Below are 19,935 nucleotides of genomic sequence, written 5' to 3' on the forward strand. Positions count from 1 at the left end.
CCCGCGGAGCGGGTACCACATCGCTGCGCGATGTGCAAGCGAACCACCGCGCTGCGCGCGGTGGTTGCGCTCCCGCTCCGCGGGAGCGCTGGTGGCCCGCTGCGCGGGCCACTCACCACCAGTGCTGCGCACTGGTGGTGACGCTTCGTCCGCTGCGCTCCCGAAGCGGCGGGGCTTTGCCCCGCTTCCCTTGGGTTCCGCTTCGCTTCACCCAAGGGCCGGCGAGTCCGCTGGTGCTCCCTCGCCTCAACGGCCCTTCCGGCTGCGCCTCCAGAACCGTTGGGGCCCGCTGGCGCGGGCCTGGCTGGCTACGAGGGTGGGGGCGTTCGTTCGTGTGGGTTTCCGTGTAGCGCGTGCATCAGGCTAATGCAGCATGTACCGTTGGCAGAAATACAGGACACCCCACAACCACCGGGAAACCTCCCCGGAATTCCGAGAGGAACGACCGACGATACCGGTCACCACGAATCTACCGGACCCGATCCCGCGCTGAGCAGCGATTCTCTGCGCCGGGTGACGCAGTACCAGACGGCGGGCGTGAACGCCCGGTTGAAGGTGTTCGCGCTCCTGGATGTGCAGGGCGTGCCCGCGAGTGAGGCAGACGATCCGGTGGACGCGCTGGAGGCGGGAGCGGTCGCCAGGGCGCAGTGCGAGGTGGTCGTGCTGGGCGGCCTGGCGCCGGCCTCTCGGGGCGAGGTCTTCACGGGCCGTTACTGGTCACGGCATGGCGGGTCTTGCCCTTCGCACAATGGAGGTGGCCCCGCGGTACGCGGCAGGCCCCTGGTGGACGCCAAGCGCAAGTGGCGCCGGGTGACCGTAGATGCATCGGGAGACATCGTGACGACCCATACGCACACGCGACGCGCGCGCGCCGGTACTACTCCGCTCCGCCAAGGAGGCGCCCGTGCGCTCCTCCTCGCCGCCCTCGCCACGGTCAGCGCCTGCACGACCAGCGAGCCGACATCACAGAAGCCGACAACGCCCCCCTCTTCATCGTCCCCGGCCTCGACGACCCCCACTCCGGAGTCAGCCGAGGAGACCGCGAAGAAGGAGGCCATCGCGGCGTACCAGTCCTACTGGACGGAACTGCCCAAGGCCTTCGCGGTACCAGCAGTCGAGGGCACGGACCTGAAGCGCTATGCCGCTGCCGACGCTCTCAACGAGGCCGAGGAGACGGTGGTCAACTTGAAGTCGAACGGCAGGCTCATGACCGGCAAGCCAGTTCTCAGCAACCCCACCGTGACCGGCGCAGAGCTGGAAAAGAAGACCCCCAACGTCTCGGTCTCCGCCTGCCTGGACGTCTCCAAGTGGAAGATCACCGATAAGAAGACCGGGAAGCCGGCTCCGGTGACCTACACCGCGGTGAGCAAGTACGTCATCACCAGCCTGCTGGAGCGCTGGGACGGTTCGTGGAAGGTCCTCAGGGACGAACTGCACGCGGATCAGCCGTGCTAGCCCGCGTGGACACCCTCATTGTCACCGCGCTCACCACTAGATTCCTGGCCGGTCGGCCAGGGTCGCTGAACTGGCCGTACAGCTCACGTACGTGAGGCAGCGTGAGCGGGCCGACCTCGTACGGCTGGAGAGGTTCGTCCGGGAGAACGTGCTGCCGCACACCACGGCGCGGCGCCGGGTGCTGGAGGCGCTGGGCGAGGCCAGCGGTCTGTGCACGGCCCGGACGCGGAACGCGGACGGGGACGTCATCGTCTGCACGCTCGATGCCGGGCACTACGACCCGGACCATAAGCCGCCCTTCAAGGACGGAAAGCCGGGCGGCTGGCGCAAGGCGGATGCGTCGATCTGGAACGACTTGGGCGCGGCCTGCATTCCGCACGCGGCCCTCTGAAAGACCACAGGAATTGACCGCTCGGGGAGGCAAGGAAATGTCAGCGATTCAGCTCAAGGAACACCAGGTAAATCAGCGCTCCGCGTTTCGTAGGTGGGTGGGATTTCCTGCAAGGTCATCTGTGCCCCCGCAGGGTGCCCGGGGCACGATCGTGTCAGCGACCGGCTCGGGCAAGACGATCACGGCCGCCGCGTGCGCGCTGGAGTCGTTCGCGGACGGCCGGATCCTCGTCACCGTCCCGACCCTGGACCTGCTCGCGCAGACCGCCCAGGCGTGGCGCCTGGTGGGCCACACCGCCCCGATGGTCGCGGTGTGCTCGCTGGAGAACGACGCCGTACTCGGCTCGCTCGGGGTGCGCACCACCACCAACCCGATCCAGCTCGCCCTGTGGGCCGGGCACGGGCCGGTCATCGTGTTCGCCACGTACGCCTCTCTCGTGGACCGCGAGGACATCGACGCACCGATGGGCCAGCGGAAGGTTCGCGGGCCGCTGGAGGCCGCTCTGGCGGGCGGAGAGCGCCTCTACGGGCAGCAGATGGCCCCGTTCGACCTCGCCATCGTGGATGAGGCACATGGAACCGCCGGTGATCTTGGGCGTCCGTGGGCGGCGATCCACGACAACGCCCGGATCCCGGCGGACTTCCGGCTCTACCTCACCGCCACCCCGCGCATCCTCGCCGCCGCCCGCCCGCAGAAGGGCGCGGACGGCCAGGAGGCGGAGATCGCGACCATGTCGGACGACCCGGAGGGCACCTACGGCGCATGGCTCGCAGAGCTCGGTCTGAGCGAGGCGATCGAGCGCGAAATCCTCGCCGGGTTCGAAATCGACGTCCTGGAGATCCGCGACCCCTCCCCCGCCCTCGGGGAATCGGAGGAGGCGCGGCGCGGCCGGCGCCTGGCCCTGTTGCAGACCGCGCTCCTGGAGCACGCCGCGGCGTACAACCTGCGTACGGTCATGACGTTCCACCAGAAGGTCGAGGAAGCGGCCGCGTTCGCGGACAAGCTGCCCGAGACGGCAGCCGAGCTGTACATGAACGACGCCACGGACGAGGACCTGGCGAAGGCGGAGAAGCTGCCCGCGTCGTCCATCGACGCGGAGTTCTACGAGCTGGAGGCCGGCCGCCACGTACCCCCGGACCGGGTGTGGTCGGCATGGCTGTGCGGCGACCACCTCGTCTCCGAGCGGCGCGAGGTCCTGCGCCAGTTCGCAGGCGGCATCGACGCGGCAGGGCGCCGGGTCCACCGCGCCTTCCTCGCCAGCGTCCGCGTGCTCGGGGAAGGCGTGGACATCACCGGCGAACGGGGAGTCGACTCGATCTGCTTCGCCGACACCCGCGGCTCCCAGGTGGAGATCGTGCAGAACATCGGCCGCGCGCTCCGCCTCAACAAGGACGGCTCCACCAAGGTCGCCAGGATCATCGTGCCGGTGTTCCTGGAACCCGGCGAGGACCCCACCGACATGGTCGCCAGCGCCTCGTTCCGCCCCCTTGTAGCGGTCCTCCAGGGCCTGCGCTCGCATGACGAACGACTCGTCGAGCAGCTCGCTTCCCGGGCACTCACAAGCGGGAAGCGCAAGGTCCACGTCCGGCGTGACGAGGACGGGCGGATCGTCGAGGCCGGCGGCGAGAGCGACGGCGAGGACCAGGAGCAGGACGACACCGACGCCGCCGCCGAAGCGGCCCTGCTCCACTTCTCCAGCCCGCGCGACGCCACCACCATCGCAGCCTTCCTCCGCACCCGGGTCTACCGGCCGGAGTCCCTGGTGTGGCTGGAGGGCTACCAGGCCCTGATCCGCTGGCGGAAGGAGAACGAGATCACCGGTCTCTACGCCGTGCCCTACGACGTCGAGACCGAGGTCGGCGTCACCAAGGACTTCCCGCTTGGCAGGTGGGTCCATCAGCAGAGGAAGGCGCTGCGGGCCGGTGAGCTGGAAGAGCGGCGCAAGACCCTGCTGGACGCGCCGGAGGCCGGGATGGTCTGGGAGCCGGGTGAGGAAGCCTGGGAGAACAAGCTCGCCGCGCTCCGGTCCTACCGGCGGGCCATGGGGCACCTCGCACCGCGACAGGACGCCGTGTGGGGCGAAGGCGAGGCAATGGTGCCGATCGGGCAGCACATGGCCAACCTGCGCCGGAAGGGCGGCCTCGGAAAGGACCCGGAGCGGGCCGCCGTGCGCGCGCAGCAGCTGGCCGCGGTCGATGAGGACTGGAACTGCCCGTGGCCGCTGGACTGGCAGCGGCACTACCGCGTCCTCGCGGACCTGGTCGACGCCGACGGCCACCTGCCGGCCATCGAACCCGGGGTGCTGTTCGAAGGCGACGACATCGGGCGGTGGCTTCAGCGGCAGAAGAACCCGGGTATCTGGGCGCAGCTGTCGACCGAGCAGCAGGAGCGGCTGTCGAAGCTGGGCGTACAGCCCGACCAAGCCCCGACTCCCGCCCCGGCGACCGCGCGTGCGACGAAGAGCCCGAACAAGGCACAGCAGGCCTTCCAACGCGGCCTGACAGCCCTCACACAGTGGGTAGAACGCGAAGGCACCCGACCTGTACCTCGCGGCCACAGCGAACAGATCACCATCGACGGCGAGCCGGACCCTGTGGTCGTCAAGCTGGGTGTGTGGGTATCGAACACAAAGTCGAGACGCGACAAACTCACCCAGGACCAGCTGGCCGCCCTGCAGGCGCTGGGCGCCGAATGGGGATAGAGGCAGAACGCAAGAGTCAGGACCGGTCAACATTCGCACCAATGTGCGATCTTATGAGTATGTATTGATCCAGTTAGGTGCTGTCTCTAGAGTGACGGCATCGTGACAGAGAAGATGCCTCATTCAGCGGCTGGCCAGATGCTGGGCTACCTCTACCAGTGCGAGTGGGCTTTGGTGGAGCTGGCGCAGCGGTGGTTCAAAGACGCAGAGGCCGCGCTACGCATGGAGATGCTGGACGACATTGACCTGCTGCACGGGTCAGTTCCTGTCGAGCTTGTGCAGTCGAAGCATCATGGCGGTCAGGGTGAGATCGGCTCCACCAGTGCTGATCTGTGGCGTTCTATCAATTCCTGGTGCGATGCCTTGGAGATCCTCGGGGACTCGCCGCTGCCGCTGCTCCGCTTGGTCACCACCCAGCAGGTTTCTGCCGGGAGCCTTCTGGAGAAACTACGGGCCGATCCGCAGACGCGCGATGTAGCCGCAGCTCTATCAGCTCTTGAGGAGCTCGCTGGCGATGCCGAGGGTCCGAAGACGACACGCCCTTGGCGGGAGCGCTTCCTCCGGTGCACTCCAGTGGTCCGGGAAGCTCTGGTGGGCCAGATCGTCGTGGACGATCTGGCGCCTCGAGTGTCAGAGGTGGACTCTAAGCTCCGTGAAGTGATCGGCGTATGGAAAACGGATCAGGGCCAGAGCCAGGAGATCCTGGAGGAGCTGAAGGGCTGGTGGTGGGGGCTCTCCAAAGAGATGCTCGACCGCTCCAACCCCAGCCGGAGGGCAACTGTTTCCGCCGAGGAACTGCGCACGAAGATCGACTACGTGATGAGCAAGTACGCGCAGACCTCGTTGCCCATCAGCGACAGGCTGGAACGGCTGACCGAGGACGAGGTGGCCCGGTACCAGGACCGCGTCTTCGTTGCCCAGCTCCAGCTCCTGAAACTGGGGCGCCGAAGCATCCGATTCCATCTCGGCGAGTATCACCACGCATGGACCCATCGATCCCGCTGGCTCCACCGTCACTACGTCGCCCAGAGCGAACTCGACCAGTTCGAGGCAGATCTCCGGCGTGAATGGGAGCAGGTGTTCTCCAAACGCGCTGACGCCTTCGACGCCGGCGAGTACGGGACCGATGCGGTCAAGGCCGGTGTGGACATTCTAGACAAGGCCATGGCTGCTGTGGAGACACTGCGGCTGCGGCCGCAGGTGGAGAAGCGGTGGGTCGCCCGCGGCACGCTTCATGCTCTGGCCGATCTGGCTACGCAGGACGACGACCCGGTGGGCTGGCATCCCGATTTCGAGAACCTGCTGTCCCGGTCGTCTGATACTGCTGACGGGGAGGAATAGCCATGTCGGCTCCCGCGCGTCAACTCCCTGAAGCTGCGGCGCTGTTCAATCCCGCCTTCGGCGCGTATGTACTGGCGCACTGCGTCGCGGCCCACATGGCCGCGGGCCCCAGTCTTCCTCTCCCCTTGCCGAGCAGCTTCCTGGTCCTTCCCCTGGTGCTCCCGCCGGACTCCCGCGCTGCTCTCCCGAGAGACGTCCGCACGCCGCTGGCCAGCTGGCTGGCTGACAATCCGATCCAGCGCGCCTCATACCCGCACCGCGCCGCCTCGCTTACTGATTACACCCGTGCGTCCCAGCGGTTCGGCGTCCGGCACCGCGTGTTGACGGTGCATTCCAGCGGCCTCGCAGTGACCAGACAGCCCAGGCGTCCCAACGCGAACAGTCATGGAGCGGAGCTCGTCGACTGCACACGCGCTGCGGCCCTCGTCGGCCGCTGGCTTGCAGCGACATCGCCTGCCACCGCATTCGCCCTGCTCGGGGTCCGCCCCTAGCTCTCCAAGGAAGCCACCTCAGCATGCATCTGCTCGCTCTGGCCCTGTATCACCGTGATGGCAGGCAAGCACCGCGCACCATCACCTTCAAACCCGGAGCCTTGAACATCCTCACGGGAGAGTCCGAGACCGGGAAATCGGCAGTCCTCGACATCATCGAGTACTGCATGGGACGGCAGCACATTTCGCTGCCAGAGGGTGTGATCACTCAGACGGTGGGCTGGTACGCCCTGCTCGTACAGATCGGCTCAACCCGCCTGCTACTGGGCCGCCCCCGACCGGCGGGAGCCTCTACCAACAAGGCCATGCTGATCATCGGCGACCACACGCTCGAGCTGCCGGCAGGCGACCGTATGAGAGCGAACACCGACACGGACGCGCTCCGCGCAGAGCTCAGCGCTCGCCTGGGCATCGACGACTTCCGCTTCGAACCTCCGGCGGGCGCCGAACGCTACGCGTTCAATGTCTCTATTGCCCAGGCCGTTTACATGTGCCTGCAAAAGCAGACCGAGATCGCCAACCAGCAGCTACTGTTCCATCGCCAGTCCGAGCCCGGCATGGCACAGATGATGAAGGACACGCTGCCCTACTTCCTCGGTGCGGCCGGACCGGAGCAAGCCGCACGCCAACGACAGCTTGCGGAGGCCACCAAGGCCCTGCGGCGCGTCCAGCGACAGATCGATGAGACCCAGCGCGACAACGAATCCGCGAACGCCGCCCTGCACGCCCTGGCCCGCCTTGCCCAGGAGGCAGGCATGGTCCAGGTTGTGCCCGAGCGCGCATCGGCAGCCGAACTGGATACCCTGCTGCGCGAAGCGGCGGACACAGTTGCTGATCCATCGGCGCCTCCGGTATTCGGCGAAGACGGGATGCAAGAACGACTGGCTGCGGAGCGCCAGGCGCTGAGGGAACAACTTCACGATCTCAACGAAGCCGGGGCCCTTCTCGACTCGTGGCAGCAGGAGAGTCAGGCGTTCACCGGTGAGCTCCACACCCAGCTCGGCCGCCTTACGTCTCTGCAACTCCTCAGCCCCGAAGACGCAGGGGCGCCCGAGGTCTGTCCACTGTGTAATCAGACCTTGGAAGAGCCCGACCCCGACATCGAGCAGCTCAACGACCTCACACGCCGTCTCCAGCACGAGCTGACCGACGCAGAAGCACTACAGCCATCGCGGACCCGTCATCGCCAAGAACTCAACGAGCAGATCGCAGACGTTCGCCGGCGCCTCCAGGCCAATGCCTCAGCACTCCAGGCTTTGCAGGCCAGTAACCGCCGTCTCCAGGAGATCAATGACCAGCACGCGCGGCAGGCTCACGTGCAAGGGCGCATCCTCCAGGAACTGCAACGAACTACGTCGCAGTCGGCAGACGAATCTGGATCGCTGCGCCGCCAGGCGGCTCGTATGCAGGAGCGGATCGCAGAACTGCAGGAACTCGTCGATGCCGACGACGTTAGGGCGGAAACGGAAAGCCGCCTCAGCCGTATCGCGCTGGACATGACGGACTGGGCTCGCGAGCTGGATCTGGAGCATGCAGACGAGGCAGAAGAAGTACGCATCAGCCTCTCCCTCCTCAACGTCGTCCTGCGCACTGAAACCAGTCGTATCCCCCTCACTCGCATCGGCAGCGCGAAAAACTGGATCGGGTACCACCTCGTCGCGCACCTGGCCCTGCACACCTACCTACTCAAACACCAGCGGCCCGTCCCGCACTTCATCATGTTCGACCAGCCCACCCAGGCCTTCTTCCCCGAAGAAGTCCATGACGTGGGCGCCCTCACCGACGCCGACTGGGAAGCAGTCCGCAGCTACTTCTCCCTCATGCGAGACGTCGTCAACCGCAACGGCCAGGGACTGCAAATCATCGTCTGCGATCACGTGAACCTGCGAGACGATTGGTTCCGCGACGCCGTCATCGAAAACTGGCGCCAAGGCAAGGCCCTGATCCCCACGGACTGGATCACCGAGGCATAAGCCTGCCCGTAGCTCTGGCGTTCGTGTGGGCTTTGTAGCTCAGAATCCGCCGCAGCCTCCTGGGTATGAGGAATTTCGCTCGTGGGCCCCGCGGATGTGAGAGACATGGCAGCGCAGACGGCCGTTCGGGAAGGCGCGGCCGCCAGGGTGGCCGAGTGCTGGGGAGTGTACGTGGGGGAGATAGGTCATGGCATTGAGCGAGCGCTGTTGACGCGCCCGGTGCCTACGGGCGCCTCGGCATTGCGGTTTTTGATGAGAGCGGAGAAGGGCTCTACGAAGCACGTGGCGCGTCTTGTGGGCGTTTCACAGCGCACCGTGCAGCGGTGGATCACTGATCGGCCGGAAATGCGACGGCGTCCCAGCGCAGCGCACATGGAGAGGATCGATGAGGTCGTCCGGGCACGCTGGCAGCCCCGGGTCCGCGTGCGCCAGCGGGCCAGGGCGGAAGCGGACGGATTCGTCATCCATACCAGGGCACGGTTCGGGTTCGCGGCGCCTGCAGGGTCGTCGGACGATCCGCGGGTGCGGTGGATCACTCAGTATTTGCCGGGAGAGGTGGCCCGTGAGCTATTCGCCGCTCGGGACGCCGGCGCGGGTGAGCAGCAGCAGATGGTGATCCTCGCCCGCGCGCTGGGGCACGCCTACTTCCGCGACGGGGGGCGGCGCGGTCATGGCCTGCATATCGCCTTCACCGACGTCGAGTTCGCCGACTTCTCGATCGGATGACCTCCTCGCCGCCGGGAATCCGCGAGGCACGCGGCCGATCCCTCGGCGAGGCCGTTCAGTCCCGTGAGGGCTTCTCGCGTACGCCCAGCATTGCGTCGTACTTCTTGGCTTCCTGCTGCTCGCGCCAGTCCCACTCGACGCGGTCGGCCCGGCCGGTCCGCCTGGCCGCGGGAGGTTGCGGCGGGCGCAGCCTCGCCGTCTCCGCCAGGCGCAGCAGATGCGTACGGTCCCCCGGCGCGGCGAGCAGTGCCTGATCGTCGCCGGGTACGAGGCGGGCGAAGCAGGCCGCGGCCCGAAGGAAGATGCGCGCCCAGCCGGGTACGGGGTAGGCGGCGCAGCCGTCGGTGTAGCGGGCGCGGTCGTGCAGGGCGAGCGTGGCCGCGTCGCCGTCGTAGTCGCGGGGGCCGGCGGTGGCGAGCTGCTGGAAGGAGGCGCCGGTGAAGAGCGCGGCTGCCAGGGCTGCGGCCAGGCGGGGGTGAGCGGTCGAGTCGGCCAGGCGGCGGGCAGCTTCCCGGGCAGTGTGCGCGGTGAGAGAGGCGGGCTGTGAACGGTGTCGCCAGACGATCGGCGGCGGTGTGCAAAAGGCCCGGCAGGAGGCGGGGCTGTCGTAGGAGACGAGGCGTTCCAGAGCGGGCAGGGTGATCCAGCGGCCGGACCGCCGGACAGAATCGACCGCGTCGTCCGTAAAGACAGGCGGGCCGTCGTCGTAGTGGTGCTGGGCGGCCTCGGAGTCGGTAATTACTGCGTGGTCGACCGTTTGAAGGGCCTGATGCAGGGCGGCAGGGAGACGAGGGCGGTGGCAGACCAGGGTCAGGTGGATGCCTGTGACGGCGCGCAGTTGGAGGAGGCGTTCGGTGCGGCGGGCGGTCAGGCGGTGGGCGCGCAGGACGGTCAGACGAGTGACTGGCTGGGCGGTCACCCATGCGGTGGCGGCTTCCCAGGCGGGCTGCCGGCCTTTGGGGAAGCGGCCCGGCAGCAGCGGCGGTCTGCCCAAGGCGGCCAGGAGGTCGTGGGCGAGCGCGGTGTCGCTGGTGGTTCCGGGACCGGGGTGCAGGGTGATCCGGCCCGATGGCGGATGGTGCGCTGCCAGGGCGGCGTGGGTGTGGGCCGCGTCGTCATGGGGGTCCATGACCAGCGTGATGGACGGCACTCCCATGGCGGGGAGCGGGGCGGGCGGCATCAGGGTCATGCGAGGCGGCTGAAGGCCCAGCGCAGCAGGTCCTGGTCGACGCGGGCACGTCCCGTGCGGGCCAGTGCGGTACGAGCGTGGGCGGTCAGCTGGGCCCAGGCGCGGAAGTTGCCGTGCGCGGCATGCTGGTCGGCGAAGGTGATGTCCTCGGGGTCGGCGTCGGCCCAGACCGGGTGGAACAGCGGGATCACCTCGAGGACCTCGTCGGGTGTGAGGCGGGTGAACTGCTGCCAGATGAAGACGCGGGAGGAGAGCATCGGTTCGCGGCGCAGCACGGTGTGGCAGCCCGCGCCGCCGACGAAGATGATGGCGAGCTGGGTTGAGGGTTCGTCCCAGAGGTAGCGGAAGTATTCGAACGCCTCGCCGTTGAGCCACTGTGCTTCGTCGACGAGGAAGGTACGGGGGCGCTCGGCCAGAGCGGTCTTCAGCAGACGGTCGAATTCGCTGGGATGGCGCGGCGGCTCGCCGGCCAAGTCGAGCGCGGTGAACAACTCGTAGCGCACCGCTCGGGCGGTGGGACGAGCCCGGAAGGTGATCTTGCGGACGTCCTCGCCGGGTTCGAGTTCGCGCAGGCAGGTGTTGACGGCGAGCGTCTTGCCGAAGCCGGCGCCGCCGTGGATACACATCATCGCGCGGGCGGCGACCGTATCGCCGATGTTCTCCCGCGCGGTGAGCAGGGCGCGGGTGGTGACCACGGAGGCGTCGGGCAGGTCGACGTACTGGTAGGTCGCCGCGGTCACGAGGGGTCTCCGTCTTCGTCGGGGGTGGAAGGTGCGCCCCGCCCGGCCGGGCCGTCCGGGACTGCAGGGGCGGAGTCACGGCTGGACGGGAGCGGGGCGGGCCGGCCCGCCGTGGTCAGCGCAGCCAGGGAAGCAGGGGTGCGCCAGTCGGCCGGGGGTGCGGCGGGCGGGATGACGTCCGGCAGCGCAAGCTGCGACAGGCTGGTGCCGGCACTCCGGGCGAGTTCGGCGTCGGCCTGTGCACCGGTCAGTGCGCCGAGCCGTCGAGGGGGCTCGGCATGGGTGGCGGCGGCGTAGCGCTCGCGCTGGGAAGCTTCGAGGTCCTTCTTCAGGCGGCGGCTGCGGGCGGCCCGTGCCCGCCGTACAGCGCTGACCTGTTCCTCGGTGGCTTGGTCGGCCAGGTCCGCGGGACCGAGGTAGCGGCCGGTGGCCGCGTGATAGACCTCGATGCGGTGGTCATGGTGGGGCATGAAGCGGATCCGGACCTGGATCCCGGACTGACCGGTCATCCACGGCCCCACATAGTCACGTTTCCTGAAGCGGATACCGCGGGTCGTCAGCGTGCGGGTGCCGGCGTCCTCCAGGGTGAACGTCCACAGATCCGCCGCGGCCACGTCTCGTAGCGGGGTGGGATCGTCCTGCCACGCCTCAACCGGGGTCCTGCCCCGCAACGGCGCGGGCTGGTGTTCGGTGTTCCACCACCGTGTCCAGTCCAGCAGCCGGGCGGTGAAGTCCTCGAAGCCGAGCAGCACCTCGTCCTTCGGCCGGGAAGGGCGTTTGCCGGGGCGCGGCTGGCGGGCATAGCCGGGCAGCGCAACCAGGAACATGCTCTCTACCGCCCGGTTCAGACCCTCCACAGTGCCCTTGAGGTGCGGGGTGTAGGCGGGCAGGTCCTCCACCATCACGTCCAGAAGATCGAACGCGGCGGTCACCGTCCTGGACAGGAAGTCCTTGCCGCGGTCCACCCGTACCTTCTCCGGCAGGCCGCCGAACGGGCCATAGGGGTCCTCGCGCAAGACCGCGGAGCGCAGCGCGGCCAGCACCGACTCCCGCGACGGATGCACCGGCGTCACGGCGACACCGGTGATCGCGTTCGTCGCACAGTCGGTGAACCAGGTGATCCACGGCCTGCGGGCCCTGCCCTCGACATCGACCAGCACCGGCGCCTGCACGTGGTCGGTCTCCCACACCTGGTTGCGCCACCCCCGCGGCCGGGCCAGGAACACATCGTGCTTGCGCGCCGCCCGCTCCCCACCCGCGAGCCCGGCCCGCTCCCCCGGCGTCAGATCCCGCTGGATCGCCCGGTGCAACGTCGGAATCGACGGCGGCGGAGCCCCCTCGCCCCTGGCCGCGCGAGCGGCCAGCTCACGATGGACCGCCGCGACGTTGCCCTTCCACAAGGCCAGCAGGCGGCGCACCTCCGGGGTGACGGAGAAACGGTCTTTGCTCTGAGCTCGCGCCCCGGGCTCCGCGGCCGCGGACTCGTCACGCTCGGCAGCGGCCAGCCACCGCCACACCGTGCGCTCGGTCACTTCCAACGACTGAGCCATCAGCCGCACATGCCGCGTTGTCAGTTTTTGTTCCTGCCGCAGAGCGAGCAGCCGGCGCACGGCAGGGCCACGCAACGCCGACAGGGAGGAAGAAGGCAGACCTCCCCGCGCGTGCGGACCGCACTCGTGCGCGCCGGAGCGGGAAGCGTCCTCTCCCGGATCGGCCGCGCCGGTCACAGCGGCCCCATGAGCCGTGCGCAGGCCCGCTCCAGCAACCGGCGGTCCACCACCGCACGGCTCTTGCCGTAGGTCTCGGCGGTCAGGTGCGAGGTCAGCTTCGCCCAGGTCCGGAAATTGCCATGCCCTACATGCTCGTCCACCCACGCAACATCGTCCGCGGTCACGTCCTCCCACAGCGGGTGGAAGGCAGCCATCACGGTGGCCACCTCCCGCTGGCTGAGGCGCGGCACCAGTTCCCAGGTCAGCACCCGAGAAGCCAGCGCAGGCACCCGCCGCAGCGCCCGTTCACTGCCCGCCCCCGCCAGCACGAGTGCCGTATCCGTGTCCGGGTGGTCCCACAGCCCGCGCAGAAACTCCAGCGCCGACCCCGGAAGGCGCTGCGCCTCGTCCAGTACCAGCACGCGGGGCTGTCGGAGCGCGTTCACCAGCATCAAGTCGGCCTCCCCCGCCCCGCGCGGCAGACGCCTGCCCAGCTCGAGGGCGTCCGCGAGCACCCGGCGCAGTTCGGGAACCGTCGGGTGCACACCAACGTGGACCCGGCGGACCCTGGCCGGGTTCGGCAGCTGGGACAAGGCGTACTGCAACGCGACGGTCTTGCCCTGACCGGCGTCGCCGTACAAACACACCACCGCACCCACCGCGGCCGCGTGCGCGACCGTCCGCAGCACCGACCGCACAGCAGGCGTGTGCACCACCTGCGCACCCGGGACCAGGACCGGGACCTGCGCCAGATGCTTCTGCTCCCGCAGAAACACCTGCCCACCGGTACCTTGGCCGGCCACGACGTTCAGGCCCAGCTCGCTGAGCGGATCCGGCCGGCTCGGCCCGGCCACCACGGGCTCCCGCCCGACCAGCAAAGCCCGCCCTGCCCGTCGGTCCCTGCGGATCACCCGGTGCAGCGTCGACGCCGACGGCACCGACGCCCCGCCAGCCGCGGCCAGCCGGCGTCTCAGCTCAGCAACGTTCCCTCCGACCTCGCCCAGCAACGCCCACACCTCGTCCGACACCGCATACCCCTGCCGGACCGGCGCCTCCACCTGCCCGGTCGCCTTCGCCTGCTCCAGCCAGCGCCACACCGTACGCTCCGAGACGCCCACCGTCTCAGCGACCGCACGCACATGCCGCGTGGCCAGCTCCCCCGCCTGCTGCCGCTCCAGCAGACGACGCACCACCAACCCCCGGGGCAGCACAGGACCACGACCGGCCCTTACCTCTTGATCCACCCCACGATCACACCGGCCGGCCCGCCTTCAACGCATAAGAACTCACGAACCTGAGACAACATCAGCTGCCATGCGATAAAGCCCCACGACAGCGATCCCACCCATCAACCTCTCACCCCATGACAGCCGCCCACCCACCCGTAAACACCCACTGACCAGCCCCGCAACACCCATCCCCGGACCAGCGCGACCGACTCTCACCACCACCGACACCAACCCGAGAGATCGCACCCGAGCGCCGGCGGGGCGTCCTGGGCGGCTTCGGGTCCACCGCACAGCGGGCCGTGCTCTCGAACTGCCGTGTCCTGGGCGAGGGCGTCGACATCCGCGCGGTGGACTCGGTAGCCCTCCTGGACCCCAAGGGCGCCCCACACGACATCGTCCAGGCCATCGGCCGGGCGCTGCGTCAAAAGCCCGGACAGGGCAAGGTGGCCTCTTTGATCGTGCCGGTATTTCTCCAGCCCGGAGAAAAACCGGAGGATACGTTCACCTCGGGATCGTATCGCCCGTTGGTGAAAGTTCTTGAGGGATTGCGCGCTCACGATGAAGAAGCAATCGAGTTGCTCGCGATTCCGCAGGAGCCGCAGAAGGACGTCGCGCAGCCGTCCGTGAATATCGGTCCGGCGCCCGAGGATAGCGAAGAGGAATCGCGTCTGCTGCTGCGGTTTGCGGCTCCGCGTGATCCGGTGATGGTCGCGGACTGGGTCAGCTTCAACGTGATCGACACGGAGCGCCAGGACTGGGGTCGCGGCTGGGCGGCGCTCAAAAAGTTCACCGAGCGCGAGCTTCACGCCAGGGTTCCGTACGGGCACAAGAGGGCGCGTACCCGCTGGGGCAGTGGGTCGCGGAACAGCGACGGGCATACGGGGCGGGGCAGATGACCGGCCTGCGCGCCCAGCGGCTGGAGAAGCTCGGCATGATCTGGAGCCTGACGGATGAACGCTTCCAGGAGAACCTGGAGGCCGCCAAGGCGTACTACGAGCAGCACTGGACCCTGTGCGCGCCACGGTCCGCCACCATGCTGGACCGGCCGGTGGGGCAGTGGCTGTCCAACCTCCGCCGCCCCGGCGCCCTGGAGGGCCACCCCGAATGGAAAACCGCGCTGGAGGCCGTCGACGAGGACTGGAACCCCAAGTGGCCGGCGGAGTGGCAGAGGCACTACGCCGCGCTGCGCGAGCTGGTGGCCGACGAAGAAGGTCAGGCAGGCGGGGCGGAGGTACTCCCCGGGTTCACAGTCCACGGCATGGACATCGGGAAATGGCTGGCCCGACAGCGCAAGCCCGAGGCCTGGCAGGCCCTGCACGACGGGCAACGCGAACGCCTGGAACAACTCGGCATCACACCCCTCGCCCCGGCCCCGGAGCTGGAAGCGTCCGCGAAGCCGTCCACGGCGCCGCTGAGCGCCTTCGAGAAGGGCATAACGGCCCTGGCACAGTACAAGGCCCGCACGGGCTCCCTGACGGTTCCCAGGGCCCACGTGGAGCGGCTGGGGGACGGCTCGGAGGTGAAGCTCGGGGTGTTTCTGTCGAACAGCAAGAGCCGCCGGGCCAAGCTGAGTGCCGACAAGCTCCAGGCGCTGGCCGAACTCGGGCTCGAATGGGCGGCGTGACCGGCCCAGGCCGGTAGTGGGTTGCCCGCCGTGTTGGCGTGTTCACTCCCCTTTGATCGCCGTGCCACAAACGATGCGGCCGTCATCTGTGACAGATCGTCATGGGGCGCACATAGCGCCGGGGTTCCCTCTCCAGCACTCCTTGAAGTCCCTGCCTGGCGCGCACACTCCTGGATTCCAAAATGCACCCATATAGACGAAATGGTAGCTTGGTGACGAGGGAAAGGAGCAGCCAATGCCTATGGACGTCAGGGGTAATTGGGACATCAACCAAAGCAACGGCTTCACGCTGCACCTCGAGGTGACCGGCGAGGACCCGCAGGGCTTCTTCGACGGCCGGATAGCGATCGCCAACAAGGCCAACTACCGCCAGATCGAGGACGCCAAAGCCACAGACCGCGAGTTCACGTTCAAGATGGGCAACGGGCGGTATACCGGGCGCTTCGATGAATGGGCTCGACTGACGGGGGTTACGTACGACGAAGCCACCCCGCAGAGCCAGGCCACCTGGGCCGCAAACAAGCAGTTCGGTCCGCTGGCGTGACCCTCGAGTCGGCGGCGCAGAGCCGGCTCCCGTCATAACACTGCTCAACTGGGCGGCGTCCTGACGCTGCCGGCCTGGCCCCGGGCGCTTCGTACGGCCCGGGGTCTTTCAAGGGGCATCGCACTGGAGTGCGTGTAGGCGCTGGGATCCCGGCCCGTCCCCTCTCGGGCTATTTCGCCCCCATGCTGGCCGTTAAAAGTCCTGTACGGTCCCGGCAAATGCCAGCGCCGTACCCAGGAGAACGATCAGAAGGCCAGCCGCTTCCTTCGCCCAGCCGTCTGTCTTCGCCTCTGCGATGTTGGCACGGAGACTCTCGCCCTGGTCATCGATCCGGGATTCGAGCGCCTTGTTCTCACTGGTCACCGTGGACAGTTCCCCTTCGAGCCGGAGCATTTCTTGTCGCAACCACACGATCTGATCCATCAGGACGCCGTTGACCTGCTGCTGGGTCGCGCCCTCATCAAGCCTCACCCGTACCCGCTGATCCTCGGTACTTCCTGCCGAGTCCACACCCAACCGAGGAAGGGTCATGGCCGCCGATCCGCGGACGGAGACACGCAGGATCCAGCCGACAAGAGCGCATGCGCGGGAAGCGATCCGACCGCCGCCAAACGCCCGGTCGACGGCGAGGCAGACAAGTACGACGACCCCGTGTCGGATCCCGGGGCTGTTCGGCGCGTACCGGGCCCTCGTGTCGTACACGCCCCACACCGCGATCAGTAGCCCCAGTGTCTGGCAGAGAAACCCGAGAACGAGCAAGACCATTCGGCAGACGGTAGCGATGAGAGACGGCGCCCTGCGTCAGTGTCTCGCGGTCCATGCCCCGGACAGGCCAATATGCCGCCGCCCTCGGACTGAAGGTGGCTGCATACGGCGGGAGTGTTCAATGATCGGCGGATCCGATGATCAAGGAGACGCCAGATGAGCGACATCGCCATCGAGCAGATACCGGCCCATGAGCCGATGGCCGCGGCCGTACCGGCGAGTGACGAGCAGTTGGTTGCAATGCTCGTGGACCGGGCCCGGTCGGAGGGTCTGCAGCTGACCGGGGAGGGCGGGCTGCTGCAGCAGCTGACCAAGCGGGTGCTGGAGTCCGCCCTGGAGGGCGAGATCACCGATCACCTCGGATATGAGAAACACGACGCCGAGGGCAGGGGCAGCGGCAACAGCCGCAACGGGGCGCGGGCGAAGACGGTGCTGACCGATGTCGGCCCGGTCGAGGTGAAGGTCCCCCGGGACGTGGCCGGCACCTTCGAGCCGGCCATCGTCAAGAAGCGTCAGCGGCGCCTGACCGGCGTGGATGAGATGGTCCTGTCACTGTCGGCGAAGGGCCTCACTCACGGGGAGATCTCCGCGCACCTGGCCGAGGTCTACGGTGCGAGCGTGTCCAAGGCCACGATCTCCACGACTACGGACAAGGTCATAGACGGAATGGCGAAGTGGTCCAACCGCCCGCTGGACAGCGTCTATCCCGTTCTGTTCGTGGATGCGATCAACGTCAAGATCCGTGACGGGCATGTGGCGAACAGGCCGATCTACGTCGTGATGGCCGTCACCGCCGAGGGGCACCGCGACATCCTGGGGATCTGGGCCGGCGAGGGCGGCGAGGGCGCGAAGTACTGGCTCAGCGTCTTCACCGACCTGAAGAACAGGGGCGTGGACGATGTCCTCATGCTGGTCTGCGACGGACTGAAGGGCCTGCCCGAGGCCGTGGAGACGGTCTGGCCTCGAACGATCGTTCAGACCTGCGTCGTTCACCTCCTGCGAAACTCCTTCCGGCACGCGGCCCGCCAGGACTGGGACAAGATCGCCAAGGCGCTCAAGCCCGTCTACACGGCGCCGAACGAGGCCGCCGCGACCGAGCGGTTCAGCGAGTTCCAGGAGACCTGGGGGAAGAAGTACCCGGCGGTCATCCGGCTCTGGGAGAACGCCTGGGCCGAGTTCGTGCCCTTCCTCTCCTTCGACGTCGAGATCCGCAAGGTCATCTGCAGCACGAACGCGATCGAGTCGGTCAACGCCCGCATCCGCAAGGCCGTCCGCGCTCGCGGACATTTCCCCAACGAGGGCGCGGCCCTCAAGTGCGTCTACATGGCGCTGATGAGCCTCGACCCGACCGGCAAGGGCCGCAAGCGGTGGACCATGCGCTGGAAGGCACCCCTGAACGCCTTCCAGATCGCCTTCGAAGGCCGGCTCACCCCGGCCGCCAACTGACCCCTACAAAAACTGGATCAGCCGTCTACTGGACACACCCGCGCATCGTTGATCACGTGCTTCCAAAGCCCGGGAACGTAGTCCTTGAGAATTGCGAGGAATCCGCCGACCGCGGCTGCGCTCCATGCCAGCCGGTTCGTCTCGCGTCGTGTGAGCTTGACCGATATCCAGAAGTACTGGATCGGCGACCACCAGGCGTTCTTCCAGTAGCTGAACCGGAAGGCGCCGGTCAGGTCGTGGCAGTTCACGGGGTCACCGACGCAGTACTCGTAAGCGTTGGCGTTACCGCCGTACACCGGGTCGGCGGACAGGAAGCGGCCGGTGTTCGGGGTGTCACCACGGTGTGAGGTCGAGTGTCCCGACTGCAGGGCTCCCGCCCTCTCAGCCCGGCGCTCGGCGCGGGCATCCTCGGTGTCAGGTGCCGGTAGTAGCCGGCGCGGGCGTACGCGCGGCGAGACTGCCGCACCTTGATCCGCCGAGGATCAGGCATCAGGCCGCATCCCTTTTCTTGTTGCCCACCTGTGACGAAACGACGGGAGCAGCACAAAACCAATGAGACCAGCACCAATCGGGGGCAGAACGAATGCCCAAGTATCGCGAAGGAAAGTGAATGAGATCACGAACGCCACGACATATACGGAGAGCTGGGTGAATTTATGCATTTAAGGCCTGTCCCGTAACTGCTGGTCAAGGTGAGATGATATCGCCGTGTCTGGTGTGATCACGGCGTCGGAGCCCTCCTGGATAACCCCGTTCAGCGGGTTGAGCCCGCGACAGTTCGGCAAGCTGATCACCGTGCTCCGGCGTGAGAGTGTAGATCCGGTGCGCAAGGGCCGGCCGTGGAGTCTGCCGCTGGAGGACCGCGTGCTGCTGGTCGCCGCCTACTGGCGCACGAACCTGACACTGCGCCAACTGGCGCCGCTGTTCGGGGTTTCGAAGTCCGCCGCCGACCGCATCATCGACCACCTCGGACCCGCGCTCGCCCTCCAGCAACGCAAGCGGTTCCGCAAGGACACCGTGCTGATCGTCGACGGAACCCTGGTCCCCACCCGCGACCACAGCGTCGCCGAGCAGTCGAAAAACTACCGGTACTCCACCAACCACCAGGTCGTCATCGACGCCGACACCCGACTGGTGATGGCGGTCGGCCGCCCGCTGGCCGGCAACCGCAACGACTGCAAGGCATGGGAGCTGTCCGGTGCGAAGGCCGCCGTCGGCCGGACCACAGTCATCGCGGACGGCGGCTACCGGGGCACCGGCCTGGTCATCCCGCACCGTCGCAAACCCGGCCAAGCCGAACTCCCCGCCTGGAAAGAGGAACACAACACCTCGCACCGCAAGGTCCGCGCACGTCGAGCACACCTTCGCCCGGATGAAGACCTGGAAAATCCTCCGCGACTGCCGCCTCAAGGGCGACGGTGTTCACCCTCGTATGCTCGGCATCGCCCGCCTGCACAACCTCACCCGATCATTTACGGGACAACGCTTTAGTAGGGTCGGGGACTGGCGCGGTGGCTGATGCTCCATTTCCAGTCCCCGCCGCTTCAAACCGTGCATGCGGTTCTCCCGCACACGGCTTTTCGACATCGTTCACCGACGGCATGCGCCGTC

17 protein-coding genes and 1 pseudogene are annotated in these 19,935 nt (G+C 67.7%); 12 read left to right on the top strand and 6 right to left on the bottom strand.

What is annotated here, in order from left to right:
* Positions 1-381: 381 nt before the first annotated feature.
* The 7 genes from ACFYOP_RS21750 (at position 382) to tpg (ending at position 9,078) form a co-directional block, all read left to right on the top strand.
* A complete protein-coding gene (locus tag ACFYOP_RS21750; protein WP_356899097.1) occupies positions 382-1,455 on the top strand; it encodes a hypothetical protein in 1,074 nt (357 codons plus the stop codon).
* Between the two features lie 91 nt (positions 1,456-1,546).
* A complete protein-coding gene (locus ACFYOP_RS21755) occupies positions 1,547-1,846 on the top strand; it encodes a hypothetical protein (RefSeq protein ID WP_356899096.1) in 300 nt (99 codons plus the stop codon).
* 37 nt (positions 1,847-1,883) lie between these two features.
* Positions 1,884-4,547 (top strand): Helicase associated domain protein, encoded by a 2,664-nt coding sequence (locus ACFYOP_RS21760; RefSeq protein ID WP_356899095.1) that lies wholly within the window; start codon positions 1,884-1,886, stop codon positions 4,545-4,547.
* A gap of 102 nt (positions 4,548-4,649) precedes the next feature.
* On the top strand, positions 4,650-5,888 hold the full coding sequence (locus tag ACFYOP_RS21765; protein WP_356899094.1) for an ABC-three component system protein: 1,239 nt from the start codon (positions 4,650-4,652) through the stop codon (positions 5,886-5,888).
* 2 nt (positions 5,889-5,890) lie between these two features.
* Positions 5,891-6,379 (top strand): three component ABC system middle component, encoded by a 489-nt coding sequence (locus ACFYOP_RS21770; protein ID WP_149830658.1) that lies wholly within the window; start codon positions 5,891-5,893, stop codon positions 6,377-6,379.
* Positions 6,380-6,402: 23 nt separating this feature from the next.
* Positions 6,403-8,352 carry a DUF3732 domain-containing protein gene (locus ACFYOP_RS21775; protein WP_356899093.1) on the top strand — a complete coding sequence of 650 codons (1,950 nt, stop codon included), beginning with the start codon at positions 6,403-6,405 and terminating at the stop codon, positions 8,350-8,352.
* A gap of 105 nt (positions 8,353-8,457) precedes the next feature.
* Entirely contained in the window at positions 8,458-9,078 is a 621-nt protein-coding gene (gene tpg, locus ACFYOP_RS21780) for a telomere-protecting terminal protein Tpg (protein WP_388452438.1), read from the top strand.
* A gap of 55 nt (positions 9,079-9,133) precedes the next feature.
* On the opposite strand, the gene ACFYOP_RS21785 is transcribed toward tpg, so the two are convergent.
* The 4 genes from ACFYOP_RS21785 to ACFYOP_RS21800 all read right to left on the bottom strand — a co-directional run bounded on the left by ACFYOP_RS21785 (position 9,134) and on the right by ACFYOP_RS21800 (position 13,906).
* A complete protein-coding gene (locus ACFYOP_RS21785; RefSeq protein WP_356899091.1) occupies positions 9,134-10,267 on the bottom strand; it encodes a hypothetical protein in 1,134 nt (377 codons plus the stop codon).
* Positions 10,264-11,007 carry an ATP-binding protein gene (locus ACFYOP_RS21790; RefSeq protein ID WP_356899090.1) on the bottom strand — a complete coding sequence of 248 codons (744 nt, stop codon included), beginning with the start codon at positions 11,005-11,007 and terminating at the stop codon, positions 10,264-10,266. Before ACFYOP_RS21790 ends, ACFYOP_RS21785 begins: the two co-directional genes overlap by 4 nt.
* Positions 11,004-12,617: a Mu transposase C-terminal domain-containing protein gene (locus ACFYOP_RS21795; protein WP_388452574.1), complete on the bottom strand. Its 1,614-nt coding sequence runs from the start codon at positions 12,615-12,617 to the stop codon at positions 11,004-11,006. Before ACFYOP_RS21795 ends, ACFYOP_RS21790 begins: the two co-directional genes overlap by 4 nt.
* Positions 12,618-12,730: 113 nt before the next feature.
* The gene (locus ACFYOP_RS21800; RefSeq protein WP_356899088.1) at positions 12,731-13,906 is read right to left on the bottom strand and encodes an ATP-binding protein; all 1,176 of its coding nucleotides are present in this window, start codon (positions 13,904-13,906) and stop codon (positions 12,731-12,733) included.
* A 338-nt stretch (positions 13,907-14,244) separates the two neighbouring features.
* Here ACFYOP_RS21800 and ACFYOP_RS21805 point away from each other — a divergent pair, with 338 nt between their 5' ends.
* The 3 genes from ACFYOP_RS21805 (at position 14,245) to ACFYOP_RS21815 (ending at position 16,113) form a co-directional block, all read left to right on the top strand.
* Entirely contained in the window at positions 14,245-14,841 is a 597-nt protein-coding gene (locus ACFYOP_RS21805; protein ID WP_388452443.1) for a helicase-related protein, read from the top strand.
* Positions 14,790-15,569: a helicase associated domain-containing protein gene (locus tag ACFYOP_RS21810; protein WP_388452577.1), complete on the top strand. Its 780-nt coding sequence runs from the start codon at positions 14,790-14,792 to the stop codon at positions 15,567-15,569. The genes ACFYOP_RS21805 and ACFYOP_RS21810 overlap by 52 nt, the downstream gene beginning before the upstream one ends.
* A 235-nt stretch (positions 15,570-15,804) precedes the next feature.
* A complete protein-coding gene (locus tag ACFYOP_RS21815) occupies positions 15,805-16,113 on the top strand; it encodes a hypothetical protein (protein ID WP_356899522.1) in 309 nt (102 codons plus the stop codon).
* A gap of 192 nt (positions 16,114-16,305) precedes the next feature.
* Here ACFYOP_RS21815 and ACFYOP_RS21820 read toward each other — a convergent pair whose 3' ends face one another.
* On the bottom strand, positions 16,306-16,878 hold the full coding sequence (locus tag ACFYOP_RS21820; protein ID WP_356899521.1) for a hypothetical protein: 573 nt from the start codon (positions 16,876-16,878) through the stop codon (positions 16,306-16,308).
* Positions 16,879-17,076: 198 nt separating this feature from the next.
* Between ACFYOP_RS21820 and ACFYOP_RS21825 the strand changes: the two genes are divergently transcribed.
* Entirely contained in the window at positions 17,077-18,324 is a 1,248-nt protein-coding gene (locus ACFYOP_RS21825) for an IS256 family transposase (RefSeq protein WP_356899524.1), read from the top strand.
* Between the two features lie 17 nt (positions 18,325-18,341).
* On the opposite strand, the gene ACFYOP_RS21830 is transcribed toward ACFYOP_RS21825, so the two are convergent.
* A complete protein-coding gene (locus ACFYOP_RS21830; RefSeq protein WP_388452595.1) occupies positions 18,342-18,572 on the bottom strand; it encodes a hypothetical protein in 231 nt (76 codons plus the stop codon).
* A gap of 460 nt (positions 18,573-19,032) precedes the next feature.
* Between ACFYOP_RS21830 and ACFYOP_RS21835 the strand changes: the two are divergent.
* Positions 19,033-19,843: pseudogene (locus ACFYOP_RS21835) on the top strand (transposase).
* The last annotated feature ends 92 nt before the right edge of the window (positions 19,844-19,935 follow it).

Source organism: Streptomyces sp. NPDC006294, assembly GCF_042870895.1.
Lineage (GTDB): Bacteria > Actinomycetota > Actinomycetes > Streptomycetales > Streptomycetaceae > Streptomyces.

What these genes read in the sequence shown, in the direction of transcription:
- ACFYOP_RS21770 (WP_149830658.1), top strand. Translation starts at nt 5,891, where the DNA reads ATGTCGGCTCCCGCGCGTCAACTCCCTGAAGCTGCGGCGCTGTTCAAT.
- ACFYOP_RS21785 (WP_356899091.1), bottom strand. Translation starts at nt 10,267, where the DNA reads ATGACCCTGATGCCGCCCGCCCCGCTCCCCGCCATGGGAGTGCCGTCC.
- tpg (WP_388452438.1), top strand. Translation starts at nt 8,458, where the DNA reads ATGGCAGCGCAGACGGCCGTTCGGGAAGGCGCGGCCGCCAGGGTGGCC.
- ACFYOP_RS21775 (WP_356899093.1), top strand. Translation starts at nt 6,403, where the DNA reads ATGCATCTGCTCGCTCTGGCCCTGTATCACCGTGATGGCAGGCAAGCA.
- ACFYOP_RS21825 (WP_356899524.1), top strand. Translation starts at nt 17,077, where the DNA reads ATGGCCGCGGCCGTACCGGCGAGTGACGAGCAGTTGGTTGCAATGCTC.
- ACFYOP_RS21820 (WP_356899521.1), bottom strand. Translation starts at nt 16,878, where the DNA reads ATGGTCTTGCTCGTTCTCGGGTTTCTCTGCCAGACACTGGGGCTACTG.
- ACFYOP_RS21760 (WP_356899095.1), top strand. Translation starts at nt 1,884, where the DNA reads ATGTCAGCGATTCAGCTCAAGGAACACCAGGTAAATCAGCGCTCCGCG.
- ACFYOP_RS21815 (WP_356899522.1), top strand. Translation starts at nt 15,805, where the DNA reads ATGCCTATGGACGTCAGGGGTAATTGGGACATCAACCAAAGCAACGGC.